General features: G+C 71.7%; 10 protein-coding genes, 2 tRNA genes and 1 pseudogene. 8 read left to right on the top strand and 5 right to left on the bottom strand.

The features are described from left to right. From D7Y21_RS12050 to D7Y21_RS12040, 3 genes and pseudogenes are all read left to right on the top strand, one after another. Positions 1–193: pseudogene (locus D7Y21_RS12050) on the top strand (hypothetical protein); the annotation flags it as partial. Between the two features lie 75 nt (positions 194–268). Beyond that, positions 269–1,150, top strand: coding sequence for a tRNA (adenosine(37)-N6)-dimethylallyltransferase MiaA (miaA, locus tag D7Y21_RS12045; protein WP_233612071.1), 882 nt, complete (start codon positions 269–271; stop codon positions 1,148–1,150). Between the two features lie 181 nt (positions 1,151–1,331). Next, complete coding sequence (locus tag D7Y21_RS12040; protein WP_233592069.1) at positions 1,332–1,925, top strand: HdeD family acid-resistance protein; 594 nt, start codon at positions 1,332–1,334, stop codon at positions 1,923–1,925. 229 nt (positions 1,926–2,154) lie between these two features. Here D7Y21_RS12040 and D7Y21_RS12035 read toward each other — a convergent pair whose 3' ends face one another. The 3 genes from D7Y21_RS12035 to D7Y21_RS12025 form a co-directional block, all read right to left on the bottom strand. Further along, on the bottom strand, positions 2,155–3,891 hold the full coding sequence (locus D7Y21_RS12035; protein ID WP_121713254.1) for a two-component system response regulator: 1,737 nt from the start codon (positions 3,889–3,891) through the stop codon (positions 2,155–2,157). A gap of 26 nt (positions 3,892–3,917) precedes the next feature. Further along, a complete protein-coding gene (locus D7Y21_RS12030; RefSeq protein WP_120567949.1) occupies positions 3,918–4,874 on the bottom strand; it encodes a diguanylate cyclase in 957 nt (318 codons plus the stop codon). A 539-nt stretch (positions 4,875–5,413) separates the two neighbouring features. Further along, positions 5,414–6,160, bottom strand: a complete 747-nt coding sequence (locus D7Y21_RS12025) for a M48 family metallopeptidase (protein ID WP_120567948.1) — start codon at positions 6,158–6,160, stop codon at positions 5,414–5,416. 99 nt (positions 6,161–6,259) lie between these two features. On the opposite strand from D7Y21_RS12025, the gene D7Y21_RS12020 reads away from it, so the two are divergent. From D7Y21_RS12020 to D7Y21_RS12000, 5 genes are all read left to right on the top strand, one after another. Next, positions 6,260–6,345 (top strand) — tRNA-Leu (locus D7Y21_RS12020). 92 nt (positions 6,346–6,437) lie between these two features. Further along, positions 6,438–7,103: a response regulator gene (locus D7Y21_RS12015; RefSeq protein ID WP_121713252.1), complete on the top strand. Its 666-nt coding sequence runs from the start codon at positions 6,438–6,440 to the stop codon at positions 7,101–7,103. Between the two features lie 15 nt (positions 7,104–7,118). Beyond that, complete coding sequence (locus D7Y21_RS12010; protein ID WP_199724672.1) at positions 7,119–8,498, top strand: RsmB/NOP family class I SAM-dependent RNA methyltransferase; 1,380 nt, start codon at positions 7,119–7,121, stop codon at positions 8,496–8,498. Positions 8,499–8,558: 60 nt separating this feature from the next. Further along, positions 8,559–8,957, top strand: a complete 399-nt coding sequence (locus D7Y21_RS12005) for a hypothetical protein (protein WP_121713250.1) — start codon at positions 8,559–8,561, stop codon at positions 8,955–8,957. 69 nt (positions 8,958–9,026) lie between these two features. After that, positions 9,027–9,099: transfer RNA gene (locus tag D7Y21_RS12000), tRNA-Ala, on the top strand. An 83-nt stretch (positions 9,100–9,182) separates the two neighbouring features. Here the strand turns inward: D7Y21_RS12000 and D7Y21_RS11995 are convergent. Both D7Y21_RS11995 and D7Y21_RS11990 read right to left on the bottom strand, forming a co-directional pair. Further along, positions 9,183–12,989, bottom strand: coding sequence for an ATP-binding protein (locus tag D7Y21_RS11995; RefSeq protein WP_121713248.1), 3,807 nt, complete (start codon positions 12,987–12,989; stop codon positions 9,183–9,185). Positions 12,990–13,166: 177 nt separating this feature from the next. Further along, a complete protein-coding gene (locus D7Y21_RS11990; RefSeq protein WP_121713247.1) occupies positions 13,167–14,087 on the bottom strand; it encodes a class I fructose-bisphosphate aldolase in 921 nt (306 codons plus the stop codon). Between the last annotated feature and the right edge of the window lie 175 nt (positions 14,088–14,262).

The raw sequence follows: 14,262 nt of genomic DNA, 5'->3' as shown, positions 1-14,262 counted from the left end.
GTGGGACGCTCAGGGGGCGGGGGAGGTGGCTCGCGTTCTGCTGCTGAATGCGCTGCTGCCCGAGCCCACGCCCGCGGGCCGGGGAGCGCTGGTGGGCGCGGCCGGACGCGTGCTGTCGTCCGTGGAGACCGCCCGGCTCGTGTTCGCGCGGGATGCCAGCGCGGCGCGGGTGGTGCGGGCGCGGCTGGCGTAGCGGCGGGGGCTCGCGCTCGCCTCGCGTCTGCGTTACAGCGGGCGTGGGAGGCGGATGCTGGTGGCTGAGACGCGGGTGCCGTTGACGGTGATCGCTGGGCCCACGGCGTCGGGGAAGACGGCGTTGGCCATCGCCTGGGCTCGCGACGCGGGCGGGGAGATCGTCAGCGCGGACTCGCAGCAGGTGTACCGCGCCTTCGACATCGGCACCGCGAAGCCTTCCGCCGAGGAGCTGGCCGCCGTGCCGCACCACCTGGTCTCCTGCGTGGAGCCGCTCGAGCCCTTCTCCGCCGCCGAGTACCAACGCCGCGCGGACGCGGCCATCGCGGACATCGCCTCGCGGGGGCGGCCGGTGTTCGTCGTCGGTGGCACCGGCCTGTACCTGCGCATCCTGCTGCACGGCGTGGTGGACGCGCCCGGCGCCCTGCCTTCGCTGCGCGCGGAGCTGGAGGCGCTCGCGGCGGAGCAGGGGAGAGAGGCCGTGCATCGCCGGCTGGCCGAGGTGGATCCGGAGACCGCGGCGAAGCTGCCCTCCCAGGACCTGGTGCGCGTCGTCCGCGCCCTGGAGATCCACGCGCAGACGGGCGTACCCGCGTCCGAGTTCCGCCGCGCCCATTCCTTCGCGCCGGACCGCTATCCCTTCCAGCTCTACGTGTTGGAGCCGCCGCGCGAGTCCCTCTACGCCGCCATCAACGCGCGCACGGAGGCGCTCTTCTCGCGGGGGCTCGTGGAGGAGACTCGGGCCCTGCTGGAGCAGGGCTACGCGGACGCGGCCCCCATGCGCAGCGTCGGCTACGTGCAGGCCCGCGCAGTGGTGGAGGGGCGGATGACCCGCGAAGAGGCCATCACCGACACCGCGCAGCAGACCCGGCGCTACGCCAAGCGGCAACTCACCTGGTTCCGCAAGGAGCCCGGCGCGGTGTTCCTGGCGCCGCCGTACACCCGTCCTGCCCTCTAGGCGCGGCAGGCCGCCCTGGCCCCTGCTTGGTGTTCCGCCTCATTTCGTCGGTCGGCGCCGATTGTTCGCGCCCGGTCGCGCTCCCATCTTCCACGAGGAAGCGCTACCCCCACCACGTCCACTCCCGGACCGACAGGCGGCCGAGGGCCCGAGGCGGGCAGCCATCACCGTGGAGATCGCCATGCGAACGAACGTTGAACGCGCGCCGGAGACCCGGCCGGACCGTCCCCCCCGGGGAGCCTCCGCCATGTGGGGCGGCCCCTTCATCCTGGGCCTGTTGACGGCGATCGCGGGGGTCGTGCTGCTGGGCGCCACGTTCTTCACCAGCATGGTCACCGTCTTCTTCGTGGGGATGATGCTGGTGATTGGCGGCGTCCTGGAGATCGCCGCGGCCGTCCGCTCACGCAGCGAAAGCCGGAGCGCCTTCTGGTCCTTCATGCTGGGAGGCGTCCTCACCACCGTGGTCGGCATCCTCACCGTCATGTACCCGGCCGCGGGGCTTGCCTCCCTCACGCTGCTGATCGCCGGCTACTTCTTCGCCAGCGGCCTCTTCCACGTCATCACCTCCGTCATGGACCGCTACTTCCAGTGGGGATGGGACCTGGCCTATGGCCTCATCTCCCTGGTCCTGGGCCTCAGCGTCATGGCCAAATGGCCCGCGTCCTCCGTGTGGCTCGTGGGCACGATGGTGGGGCTCGCCGTCTTCTTCCGAGGCATCTCCATGATGTCCGGCTCGCTCATCCTGCGGCGGGGACTGCATCGCGTGGAGGCTTGAGCGCCAGGACGACACCCCCTGGCGTTGTTTCACTTGGGGTGAAGTAGGGATATCGGCGGGTGAAGTCTCGGCCGAGGGGACCGGCGCCGGTGCCTGGCGCCGGACCCGCGCGCGGCCTCCTCCGTGAAGCCGGGCCTGGTCGCGAATCCACGCCGACGTCCGCCAGGAACCGAACTGGTTGAAGACGTCCCCGCCCTTCGTGTCGCGCGCCGGGTGGTGCAGTCAGGTGTCAGGACGCAAAACGGTCTTCGCCAAATGCATCCACGACCGGGTGCCGGATGACGTCGCGCGGCGAGCCGAGCGGGTCCGGCACGCGGCCGGTGAGCTGGCACAGGAGGCGGTCCGGGTTCACCGGCTTGGGCAGGAAGGCCTCCGCGCCCGCGTCGAGCGCGCGCTGACGCACGTGCGGACGGTTGAGGCCGCTCATCACCAGCACGCGCGTGTCGCGGGTGAGCGGGTGCTGCTTGAGGCCTTCACACAGACGCAGGCCGTCCACCCAGTGCAGCACCACGTCCAACAGGATCGCGGTAGGCGGACGGCGCGCCACCGCGCAGAACAGCGCCAGCTCGTCGGCGAAGGACACCACGCGCGCGCCGGTGCTCTCCAACAGCAGCGTGAGCGCCTCGCGCGTGTCCGCGTCGTCGTCCACCACGTAGTAGAGGTCCGGCTCCACCTCCGGCACCAGCGTGGGCACGGGCTCGATGGGCGTGCGCAGCCACGAGCCCACCACTTCCCGCACGCCCGACCAGCGCGCCGCGGACAAGAGGCCCAGCGGAGTGGGGGAGCTCAAGCCCAGCACGCCACCGCCGTACACGCCGCCCGCCGAGTGCTTCGCGCGCGCCGCGACGAACGCCGCCGGAGCCCGCTTGCCCGCGCGGCGCAGCCAGGTGAGGGAGCGCGCTCCCGCCGCCGCGTCCTCCATCAGCTCGCCCAGCCCGTCGCGCACGTAGCGGCGCTCCAGCGACGGCGCGTCCAGGCCGCCATCCAGCAGCGCCACCGCGGCGCGGCTGCACGACGCCAGCGTCTCCGACAGGCCCACCTGCAGCGGGTGGCCGAAGGCCGCGGGGCCCACCGCCAGCTGCCCGGGCGCCACCAGCGTGCGGCCGGGGCCGAAGGGCAGGCGCGTTGTCTCCAGCGTGGTGAGCTCGAAGCCCTCCTCCAGCAGGCCGTCGCGCGCGGCCATCATCAGCACCTGGCACAGGTCCGCGGGTGTCACCGTCGCGCCAAAGGCCAGCGCGTACACGGACGACGCGCCCGGGATGAGGAACAGCGCATCCACGGTCGGCAGCGGCGCCACCCACAGCCGCGCCACCGGCGCCAGGTCCCGGCCCGGCATCCCGCCCTGGATGCGCGCCTGCACCGCCGGCATGGACGGCGCCGGCTTGAAGCCCTTGAAGAAGGCGTCACCCAACAGCGGCCCCGCGCCCGCGGCCATCGCCACCGCGTGGAAGCGCTCGCCGCTGCCCTGCGCCCGGACGACCAGGGGGCCCGCATTGCGCACCGCCGTGGGCGCGTCCGGGGCGGGCGCCTGCCGCTCCACGCGCTCCACGTGGCGGTTCACGAACCGGGCGCCCTGCGCGCTGGCCGCCGTGGACAGCACGTGGCGCACCATGTCCAGGCCGCCTTCGCCCCGGGGCCAGCCATCCACGACCCAGAGGCCGCCGGCCGCGCAGGGCAGCAGCTCGCGCTCACCCTGGGAGATGACCTCCACGCCGCGCAGCTCGTGCGCGCGCCACTCCGGGGGAATCCGGCAGCCCAGCGCGGCGAGCCGCGAGCGGCACTCCGGCGTGAGCAGGGCAGGGGGCGCGGTGCGCTCCTCGGTGCCCCCCGCGTAGACGCGCACGTCCAGGGCCACGCCCCGCGCGCGGCCGTTGAAGAGAAGAGAGGCCGCGAGCCCCGCCCCGGCGATGCCGCCGCCGACGATCGCCACCCTCGAACCACTCGCCAGCTTGCTGGTCCCGCTCATCGCGCGCCCTCGTTCCCTTCCCGCCGTCAGTGCCGCTGCGCCGCCGGTGAGTGGGCCGACTGGCCGTACACCACCACCCGGTCGCGCCCCTCCCGCTTGGCCTCGTAGAGCGCGGCGTCCGCCGCCTTCAGCAAGGCCTCCGTGCTCTCACGCGGGGAGTCGGCCGTGTGGTCCGCCACGCCCACGCTGATGCTCAACCCGAAGGGCGCCGGGCGCCCGTCACCGCGCTGCACGTTCACGCCGCGCAGCTCCGAGCGCAGGCGCTCCGCGAACACCGCGGCCTCCAGCGACGTCTGGTGCGGCAGCAGCACGACGAACTCGTCCCCGCCGAAGCGCGCCGCGAAGTCGGACTCGCGCAGGTTGCCTTGCATCAGCGTGGCCAGGGCCAGGATGGCGCGGTTGCCCACGTCGTGGCCCATGCCGTCGTTGATGGCCTTCAGGTGGTCCAGGTCGATGACCACCACGCTCAGCGCGTAGCCGTAGCGCTGGGCGCGCTTGAACTCGTCCTCCAGCCGCACGGACAGCGCCCGGAAGTTCGCCAGGCCCGTGAGCGCGTCCGTCTGCGCCAGCACCTGGAGCTTGCGCTGCTGCTCGCTCTGGCGAACCGCGCGGTCGATGCGGGCGAGCAGCTCGCGCGAGCTCGCCGGCTTGTGGATGAAGTCCACGGCGCCCATCTCCAGGCATCGCTCCAGGGTCGCCTCGTCCGCGTCCCCCGTGAGGAAGATGACCGGCACCATCTCCGTGCGCACGTCGCCCTGGAGCGTCTCCAGGACCGCCAGCCCATCCCCGGAGGGCAGGAAGCGATCCAACAGCACCAGGTCCGGGCGGTGCTCGCGCGCCAGCTCCACGCCCGCGTCCGCGTCCGAAGCGGCCAGCACGTCGAAGCGCGGGGCGAGCAGGTCCATCAGGCCTTCGCGCACGCCGATGTCGTCCTCGATGATGAGCAGGAGCGCGCGCTCACTGCTGCGGCCGTGCCGTTCCATGAACTGGTTCGCTCCGCTCGCCTGACCCGAAATGGCAGGCCGAAAGTCTCGGGCGCCACGCCCTTCCAGGTGCTCCCCACGCCCTTGCGCCCCACGCGCACCCGCCGCCGCCTCGTCCTGCAAGCACCCACCCACCCATCCAAACTTCACCCGAGACCTCCGGCTGCCAAGCCCGTCCGCCTCCGCGGGGGCTTTGGGAACCCGCTGTTCCGATTGCCCGCGTGCCCCTGCCCGAGAGCAAGCCCTGTGCCCCGCGCTTCACACGCGGGGCTGCCTCTTTTCAGGGGGTTGCATGGGGGCCGGTGAGACAGCCAACAAGACAGCCGGAAGACGTTGCAGCGTGGGTCCCACGCGCACGGTAGGAATTGCCGGACGCGGGCCGCTCGCGAACGCGCGCCCCGAGGGGGGATGGAGCGGCTGATCCGTTGGAAACTCCCCGGAAGCGCGCACCTGGCGGCGCCTCGACGGGGTTGCTGCGAGCAGCGGAAGGGGGCCCTGGCGCCATTGCATTGGCGCCGGGCCGTCACTCCGCCGGGACTTCAGCGCCGGTTCGTGAACTGCACGCGACGCCCGCCGCCCTGGGGCGGCATCATCGGCGGCGCCTCCAGGCCGAACTGCCACCAGAGCGGCTCGTAGGGCTTCATCTTCAGGCGCTTGTCGTTCTGCAGCTGGGCGAGGCTGCCCTTGAGCTTCTCGTCGGAGGGGTTCAGCTCCACGCCGCGCGCGAGCACGCGCTGGGCGCTGTCCTTGTCCTTCAGCTGCAGGAGGCACCACGCGTACACGGCCCAGACGATGGACTCCTTCTTGCCGCTCTTCACCGCGGCCTCGAAGGAGGTCTTCATGGCGGGCACGTCGTTGCGGCGGAAGTGCAGGGCGCCCGCCATGGCCTTGGCCATGTAGTTGCGGCCGCTGGCCTTCTCCAGGTGGGGCTTCGCGCCGTCCAGGTCCTTCACCATGTACTTCAGCATCCCGATCTGCGCGTGGATCTCCGGGCCGATGAGGAACTGCCACTTGTCCCAGACGAGGCCCTGCTCCAGCGTCTTGACGGCGCGGTCCACGCGCCCCTGGGCCTCCTTCTGGTTGGCGGGCTGGCCCTGGAGATCATTCTGTACCGTCGTCATCAGCGCCTGGACCCGGGTGGAGACCCGGCGGGCGAGCACGATGTAGGTGGCGAAGAAGACGATGACGCCGGGCACGATGCCGGCCCACCAGGAGAAGCCGCCGGCGAACTTCACCAGCACGCCGACCGCCAGCCCGATGGCCAGGGAGATGAGGAGGTTGTACATGCGCTGCCCCTTTAGCGGTGTGCGTGGACAGCCGCAATCTTCGGATGCACACGAACCGAAGGCGCGATATACGTTCGGCCGCCTCGCTCACACCCAAGGGGCCCTCTGTCGAAATTGGTAGACGAGGCGGACTCAAAATCCGCTGCGGCTGACCCCGCGTCCCGGTTCGAGTCCGGGGAGGGCCATCTTCAAACGCAGACCCGGCGCCCGAGATGCCGTCCCTTCCGGGCCGCCCGAACGTGAAAGCGCTCCCCTGTCCCCCGCGCTGGAAGATGCGATGAAGGTCCTGCTGGTCGAGGATGATCCGAGCCTCCGCGAAGGAATGGGAGAGCTGGTCTCCGAGCTGGCGGACGTGCAGGCGGTGGGCACCCTCGACGAAGCGCTGCGCGCCCTGGCGGCGGACCGCTTCGAGCTGGTGATGACCGACATGCGCATCGCCGGAGGCCACACGGACGGCCGGGGCGTCCTGGAGGCCGCGCGCCGGCAGCGCCACCCGGTGGCCATCGTCAGCGCCGCCAGTTCGGACGAGGTCGCCCAGGTCCTGCACCCCTCGGTGCCGGACGCGCTGCTGATCAAGCCCTTCCAGGTGGACGACATCATGGAGCTGGTGGAGCGCTTCCTGGAGCTCAAGCGCCAGGTGGTCGCCGCCGCCCGGGAGCCCGTGGCCGGGGACTCCTCGGAGTGGATTGAACTATCACCCGGAGTGAAGGGGGCCGGTTCGGATCCGGACAGCGCCCGGACCTGGATGCGGCTGGCCGCCGAAGCGGCCTTCCCCTGGAGCCGTTCCCGGTCCGCCCATGGGGTCCTCCTTTTGGAGGGCGACCTGGAGCTGGACGGCGAGCGTTATGCCGCGCCGTGCTACCTGTTCCTCTCCCAGGGCGCGTCGCCCCAGGTGAAGACGCGGGCCGGTGCGTTGGCCGTGTGCGTTCCGCTGCGCGGCTAGGCGAAGAGGTCATCCGTGGACATTCCCCTCTGGCCCACGCCGCATGAGCCGTCACGTCTGGGGCGTCCGTCCCGGCGCGCGGCCACCGCGGCGGTGGAGACGCACATCGCCGTCCTCAAGGGCGAGCCGCTGAAGGCCGCGCTCGCCACCGCGCTGCGGGAGGCGGAAGGGCTGGGCGGGCAGGAGCGGCGCTTCGTGGCCCTGGCGGCGCGCGAGCTGTCCCGGCACACGCGGCTGTTGGACCTGGCGGCGCGGCAGCTGGGGCATTCCCCCGGCAAGCACGCGCTGACGGAGGATCAGGCGCTGGTGCGCTACACGCTCTGGCGGCGCCTCTTCTGTGGCGAGGGCTGGGCGCGCATCGGGCCGGAGGTGAAGCTGCCGGGGCCGGTGCGGCCGCGCACGCTGCATGACGCGGTGCTGGAGGGGCTGGCGACGAAGCCCCTGGCGGAGCCCGCCGCGGCGGAGGGCTCGGAGGCTGTCGTCGAGCGGCTGGCCACCCGGTACTCGTTCCCCGGTTGGCTCACGCAGCGGCTGGCGCAGGTGTATCCGGAGGCGACGCTCGCGGGGCTGATGGCGTCCTTGGACGAGGAGCCGTCGCTGCACTTCCGCGCGCGGCCCCCGGGCACTCGGGACGCGGTGCTCGCGGCGCTGGCGGAGGAGGGCGTGGCGGTGGAGGCGGTGCCCTGCGCTCCGGACGCGCTGCGGGTCGCGGACTCCAGCCACCGCATCTTCGAGTCTCGGACGATGAAGGCCCGGCGGCTCCAGGTGCAGGACGTGGGCAGTCAGCTCATCGTCCTCGCGTGCCTGCCTCCCGGGGCGACATTGGATGGGCTCACCGTGGCGGACGTGTGCGCGGGGGCCGGCGGCAAGACGCTGGGGCTCGCGGATCTGGTGGGCGCGAAGGGGAAGGTGCTCGCGGGGGACCGCTCCAAGCGGCGGCTTTCGGACGCGCGCGAGCGCGTGCGCGAGTTCGGCCTGAAGCAGGTGGCGTTCCCGCACCCGGTGCCGCTGGAGGCGGTGGACGTGGTGCTGGTGGACGCGCCGTGCAGCGGCACGGGTTCCCTGGCGCGCGAGCCGGATCAGAAGTGGAAGCTGTCCGCGAAGGCCATCACGGAGTTCCAGGCCACGCAGTCCAAGCTGCTCGCCGAAGTGGCCGCGCAGGTGAAGCCCGGGGCGCGCATCGTCTACGCCACGTGCTCCGTGCTGCCGGAGGAGAACGACGCGGTGGTGGAGGGCTTCCTCCAGAAGCACCCGGGCTTCGCGCTGGAGCCGGTGGGGGAGGGCTGGGCGCCGGAGCTCCAGGTGGGAGTGGACGGTCCCTACCTGCGCGCCCTGCCGCCCCGGGTCCCCGGCGGGGGCTTCTTCGCCGCCCGGCTGGTCCGCAAGGCGGGTTGACAGTCGCCGAGCCGCCACGTTACGCACGAACGACCTTCTCCTCTCCCGAGGGTGACAGCCGTGGCGGCAGATCCGAAGCAGACTGAAGTGATGCGGCAGATCAACGAAGCCTTCCAGGCGGCCGAGGCCAGGCTGGCCAAGCTGCGGGAGGCCGTCGAGCGCAACACGGAGCTGGCGCGGGCCAACGGCAAGGCGGCCTTCCTCAAGGACAAGAAGGAGCAGACCCACCGCGAGCTGGGCGAGGCCGTCTGGCAGTCCGTCCAGGCAGGCCGGCTGGAGCTGCCCGCGAGCTTCGCCCGGCTGCTCCAGAACATCGCGGCGGCGGAGAAGGCGGCGGCGGACCACGCCGCGTCCCTCACCGACCTGCTCCGGGAAGGAGAAGAGGTGGCGGATCGTTTGAAGGTAAAAACCGTCGCGAGGCCGCAAAAAGTTGTGGCGTCCGGGACGAAGAAGCCGTAGAAGTCGCGCCGCCTCACGGCACGGACCGCCCCCCACGGCGGACCGGGCAGCACGCAGCAGCAGCAAGACGGGGCTATAGCTCAGCTGGGAGAGCGCTTGAATGGCATTCAAGAGGTCACCGGTTCGATCCCGGTTAGCTCCACACTGAATTGAGAGAGGCCCGCGAGAGAAATCTCGCGGGCCTTTCGCTTTTGGGGCGTCGGCCAGAGCGCCCCGGCGCCCTCGCTACGGGTTCGCCGGGACGTCGCGGGGCAGCCGGACGGTGAAGGTGGTGCCCGCCTCGGCGGTGGACTCCACGGTGATGATGCCCCCGTGGGCCTCCACCAGCTTCTTCACGATGTAGAGCCCCAGGCCGATGCTCCGGCTGCTGTGGTCCACCTCGCCGCTGGGGCGCTGCAGCGGCTGGAAGAGGCGGCCCATCCGCTCCGGGGGGATGGGAGCCCCCGCGTTGTGGATGGACAGCGTCACGGCGTCGGTCCCTCCGTGGGTCTCCACCAGGACGGCGGTGTCCCGGGGGCTGTACTTCAGCGCGTTGGTCACCAGGTTCTGGGCCAGCTGCCCCAGCCGGTCCGGATCCCACGCGCCCAGGCCGTTGCCGCTCCGGCGCCGGCGGATCTCCCGGTCCGGGTGCGTGGCTTCGATCTCCTCCAGCACACCGTCCACGATTTCGTGCAGGTCCGACGCGCGCCGCTGGATGTGCAGCCCGCCACCCAGGCGCGCCTGGGTGAAGTCGAGCAGGTCGCGGATCAGCCGGTGGGCCCGCTCCGCGGCGGATTGGATCCGGCTGACGGCCTTGGTGCTGCGCTCGTCCAGCTCCTCGCGGCGCATCAGGCTGGCGGCGCCCAGGAGGATGGCGCTCACGGGGTTGCGCAGGTCGTGGCTCACGATGCCGATGAGCTGCTGTTCGAAGTCCGCGCGCTGCTGCTGCTGGGCCTGGGCCTGGCGCAGCTCGTGGACGTCCATGGACGTGCCCACCCACTTGATGACCCGGCCCTCCGCGTCCTTCACGGACAGGGCGCGCACCAGGTGCCAGCGGTACAGGCCGTCCCGGTAGCGCACCCGGTGCTCGGACTGGAAGCGCTCTCCCTGCGTGAGGGCCTCCACCCAGGCCCGGCCGCTGGAGGCAAGGTCGTCGGGATGGATGACGTGCCGGTAGCCCCGGTCCAACAGCGTCTCCGCGCTCACGCCGGTCTGCTCCGTCAGCACGCCGTTCACGTAGGTGACCGAGCCGTCCGGAGCGGTGACGAAGACGGCCTCCGGCAGCGCCTCCGCGAGCGTGCGGAACTCCTCCTCGCTGCGGCGCAGGGCGTCCTCCGCTGCCTTGCGCAGGGTGACGTCCTGCATGGCGCCCACCATGCGCAGCGCCGTGCCGGCGGCATCGCGCACCACCCAGCCCCGGTCCTCCACCTGGGCATAGGTGCCATCCGCCTTGCGGAAGCGGTACTCGGCGTGCCAGTCCTTGCCGCCGGGTGCGGCCGCGATGGAGTGGAGGCTTTCGATGGCCTGCGCGCGGTCCTCCGGGTGGACGGCGTCCGTCCACCAGTCCAGTTCGGGGGGCACCGTGCCGGGCGCGTAGCCGAAGAGGGTGTGGATGCCCTCGCTCCAGGTCACCTCCTGGGTGCTCAGGTCCAGGTCCCAGACGGCGTCCTTCGTGGCCCGGGTGGCCAGCCGGTAGCGTGCCTCCGACAGCTGGAGGGCCTTGAGCAGCTCCTCGCGCTGGGCGCGGGCCCGCGCGGCGTTCACCGTTCCCTCCAGGCGGGCCACCAGCTCGCGCACGCCGAATGGCTTCACCAGGTAGTCGTCCGCGCCGGCGGTGAGGCCCTCCACCTTCGCCTCCTCACCCGCGCGCGCGGACAGGAGGATGACGGGGACGGGGGCCGTGCGCGGATCCGACTTCAGCGCGCGCATGAGCCCGAAGCCGTCCAGCCCCGGCATCATCGCGTCCGACAGCACCACGTCCGGCGGGTGCTGCCGTGCCAGCTCCAGCGCGGCGTGGCCGTCCGCCACGGTCGTCACCTGGAAGCGCCCCTCCAGCGACCGCCGCACGTATTCGCGCATGTCCGCGTTGTCGTCCGCCACGAGCACGTGCCCCCGCACGACTCCCGGGGGCGCCTCCGGGAAGGGCGCGGGCACGGTTGCGGCGTCCGCGTCCGTCAGCCACTGCGCCGCCTCCTGCACGAAGATCTCCGGATTCGGCGCCCGGACGGCCTCCCGCGAGGAGTCCCTCCGCTGCTCGGGCGGCAGGTGCGCCGTGCCGGTGGGCAGGGACACGGTGAAGGTGCTGCCCCTGCCCAGCGTGCTCTCCACGGAGACGTGGCCGCCGTGCAGCTCCACCAGCTCCCGCACGAGCGCCAGCCCGATTCCGCTGCCTTCATGGCTGCGCCCCCGCGCGCCCTCCACCCGGTGGAAGCGGTCGAAGACGCGGGGCAATTCGTGGGTGGGGATGCCCGTGCCCGTGTCACTGACGGACAACTCCACCCGGCCGTCCTCTTCGCGGAGCCGGACGGTGAGGGTGCCCTGGAAGGTGAACTTGAAGGCGTTGGAGAGAAGGTTGAGGACGACCTTCTCCCAGAGATCGCGGTCCACCCAGACGGGGGTGGACAGGGCAGGGCAGTCCACCTGGAGCCGCAGCCCCGCCCGCTTCACCAGCGAGTCGAACGCGCTCGCGAGTCCCGCGGTGAGCGGCCCCAGGTCCGTGGGCTCGAAGGTGGCCCGCATGCGGCCCGCCTCCAGGCGGCTGAAGTCGAGCAGGCTGTTCACCAGCTTGTGCAGCCGCTGGCTGTTGCGCTGCACGAGCGCCAGCCGCTCGCGGTGCACGGGCTCCAGCGGGTGCTCCCTGTCCGCGAGCACGTCCCCCAGCGGCCCCAGCATCAGCGTCAGCGGCGTGCGGAACTCATGGCTGACGTTGGAGAAGAAGGCCGTCTTCGCCCGGTCCAGCTCCGCCAGGGCCTCCGTCTGCCGCCAGGCCTCCTCGTGCCCGCGGGCTCCGGCGATGGCCGCGCCCAGCCCGCTGGCGGTCAGCTCCAGGAAGAAACGGTACGAGGCATCCGCGGGCACCCGCGGAGACATGCCCAGCACGAGCACACCCGTGGGAGTCGGCTCCCCGGGGCGGGACATGGGCACGACGAGCGCGGAGCCCGGCTGCGGCACGCCTTCTCGCAGGGGGAGGGGACCGAAGCGGGCCTCGAGTCCCTGGACCTGCTCGGCCTGCCCGGAGCGGATCACCTGGGCCAGGGGCCAGGGAGAGGCCTCGCCCGGCTCCAGGCCGACCTCCTTGGGGCAGAAGGGGCAGTCCCCCTCCAGGCCCATGCGCCCCTCCAGCCGCGCCCGGAGGCCGTCCGCGTCCACGAGGTAGAGCAGCGCGAACGGGAGGTCCGCGGGGTTGGTGGCGAGCGCCTCCAGGCCGCGCGTGGCGGCGTCGTGGACGCGGAGGCTCCCGCCCGCGCGTGAAGCCACCTCCTGCAGCGTCCGGAGGCGGCGCGCGTCCAGCACCTGGCTGGTGGTCTCCACCACCGTGTCGAGCACGCCGTTGACGGCCCCGGATTCGTCGCGGACGGGGCTGTAGGAGAAGGTGAAGTAGGTCTCCTCCAGGAAGCCGTTGCGCTCCATGAAGAGGCACTGGTTCTCCGCCATGATGGCGCGGCCCTCGCGGCGGACCTGCTCGACCCAGGGACCGATCTCTCCCCAGATCTCCGTCCAGACCTCGCGTCCGGGCCGCCCCAGGGCGAAGGGGTGCTTGTTGCCCAGGATGGGCTGGTAGGCGTCGTTGTAGAGCTTCACCGCGTCCGCCCCCCAGAACACCATCATGGGGAAGCCCGAGTTCAGGCAGACGCTGGCGATGGTGCGCAGGGACTGCGGCCAGGAGGACACCGGACCCAGCGGCGTCTTGGACCAGTCCATGGAGCGCATCAGGACGCCCATCTCGCCGCCCCCGGCGAGCACGTCCTGGGCCGCCGCGCGGTCGGCGTCGTCCGGCAGCGGCGCGGGTGCGTCCGCGCCGTGCCCACCGGACGTCCTGGAGCCGTGATTCATGCTCGTTCCGTAATCGAAGCCCCTCTGGGAGGCCAGGGGAGGAACGCGGGACGCCGGCCGCGTCAGCGCCTGGCAGCCCGCCAGCGTTCACGGCGAAACGCTCCCGAGCGATGGCGCCCGTCCCGCGAAGAGCCAGGCCGGGAAGGGCGCCACGCCACGGATGACACGCGCGGAGGACTACTTGCCCGCGAAGACGTTCATCACGTCCTTGAGCAGCTTGAGCGACTCGCCGTGGGGACGCTGGAAGGCGTTGCGGCCCATGATGGAGCCGAAGCCGCCACCCTGGTGGATCTGCTTGATGTCCTCCATGAGGGCGGACGTCTCCTTCGCCTCGCCGCCGGAGAAGATGACGATGCGCTTGCCGTTGAACGCGGAGCGCACCACCTCGCGCACGCGGTCCGCGAGCGTCTTGGTGGAGATGTTCGCCTTCTCGAAGGCCTTCTTCGCCTCCGCCTGCTCCAGGAAGTCCGAGGGCGGCTTCACCTTGATGATGTGCGCGCCCATCTGCGCGCTGATCTGCGCCGCGTACGCCACCACGTCGATGGCCGTCTCACCCTCCTTGGACAGCGCGCCGCGCGGGTAGGCCCAGAGCACCGTGGGCAGGCCGTAGGACTTGGCCTCCGCGATGATGTCGCGCAGGTCTTCATACTGCTCGTTGCGGGCCGCGGAGCCCGGGTAGATGGTGTAGCCCACCGCCGCGCAGCCCAGGCGCACCGCGTCCTTCACGGACGACGTGACCGCGGACATGGGCGCGGCCGTCTTGGCCAGCGAGTCGGAGTTGTTCACCTTCAGGATGAGGGGAATCTCACCGGCCAGCTTGCCCGCGACGGCCTCCAGGAAGCCCAGCGGCGCCGCGTACGCGTTGCAGCCGGAGTCGATGGCCAGCTGCGCGTGGTAGTCCGGATCATACCCCGCGGGGTTGGGACCGAAGGAGCGCGCGGGGCCGTGCTCGAAGCCCTGATCCACCGGCAGGATGACCAGCTTGCCCGTGCCGGCGAGCGTGCCGTGGTTCAAGAGGCGCGCCAGGTTCGTCAGCGTGCCGGGATTGTCGGAGGGATACCAGGAGAGGATCTGCTTGACGCGGTCGGTGTAGGCCATGGGTTTTCCTTGAAGGAAGGCGTCGAAACTGGCGCGGGATTCTGCGTTCCTTGCCCGCGCCCACCAAGCTTTGTCTGAACGGAATGTCCGCGACTGTCACGCCCTCTACGCGCCTTGCCGCGCGAGCCGACTGGAGGGAAGCCGACATCCGGACCCCCGGGAAGGTGCACAGAAA

Source organism: Corallococcus sp. AB045, from assembly GCF_003668895.1.
In the GTDB taxonomy this organism is placed as follows: Bacteria; Myxococcota; Myxococcia; order Myxococcales; family Myxococcaceae; genus Corallococcus; species Corallococcus coralloides.
Note: the sequence above shows the minus strand (reverse complement) of the source record. Positions and strands in the feature narration are given on the sequence as shown.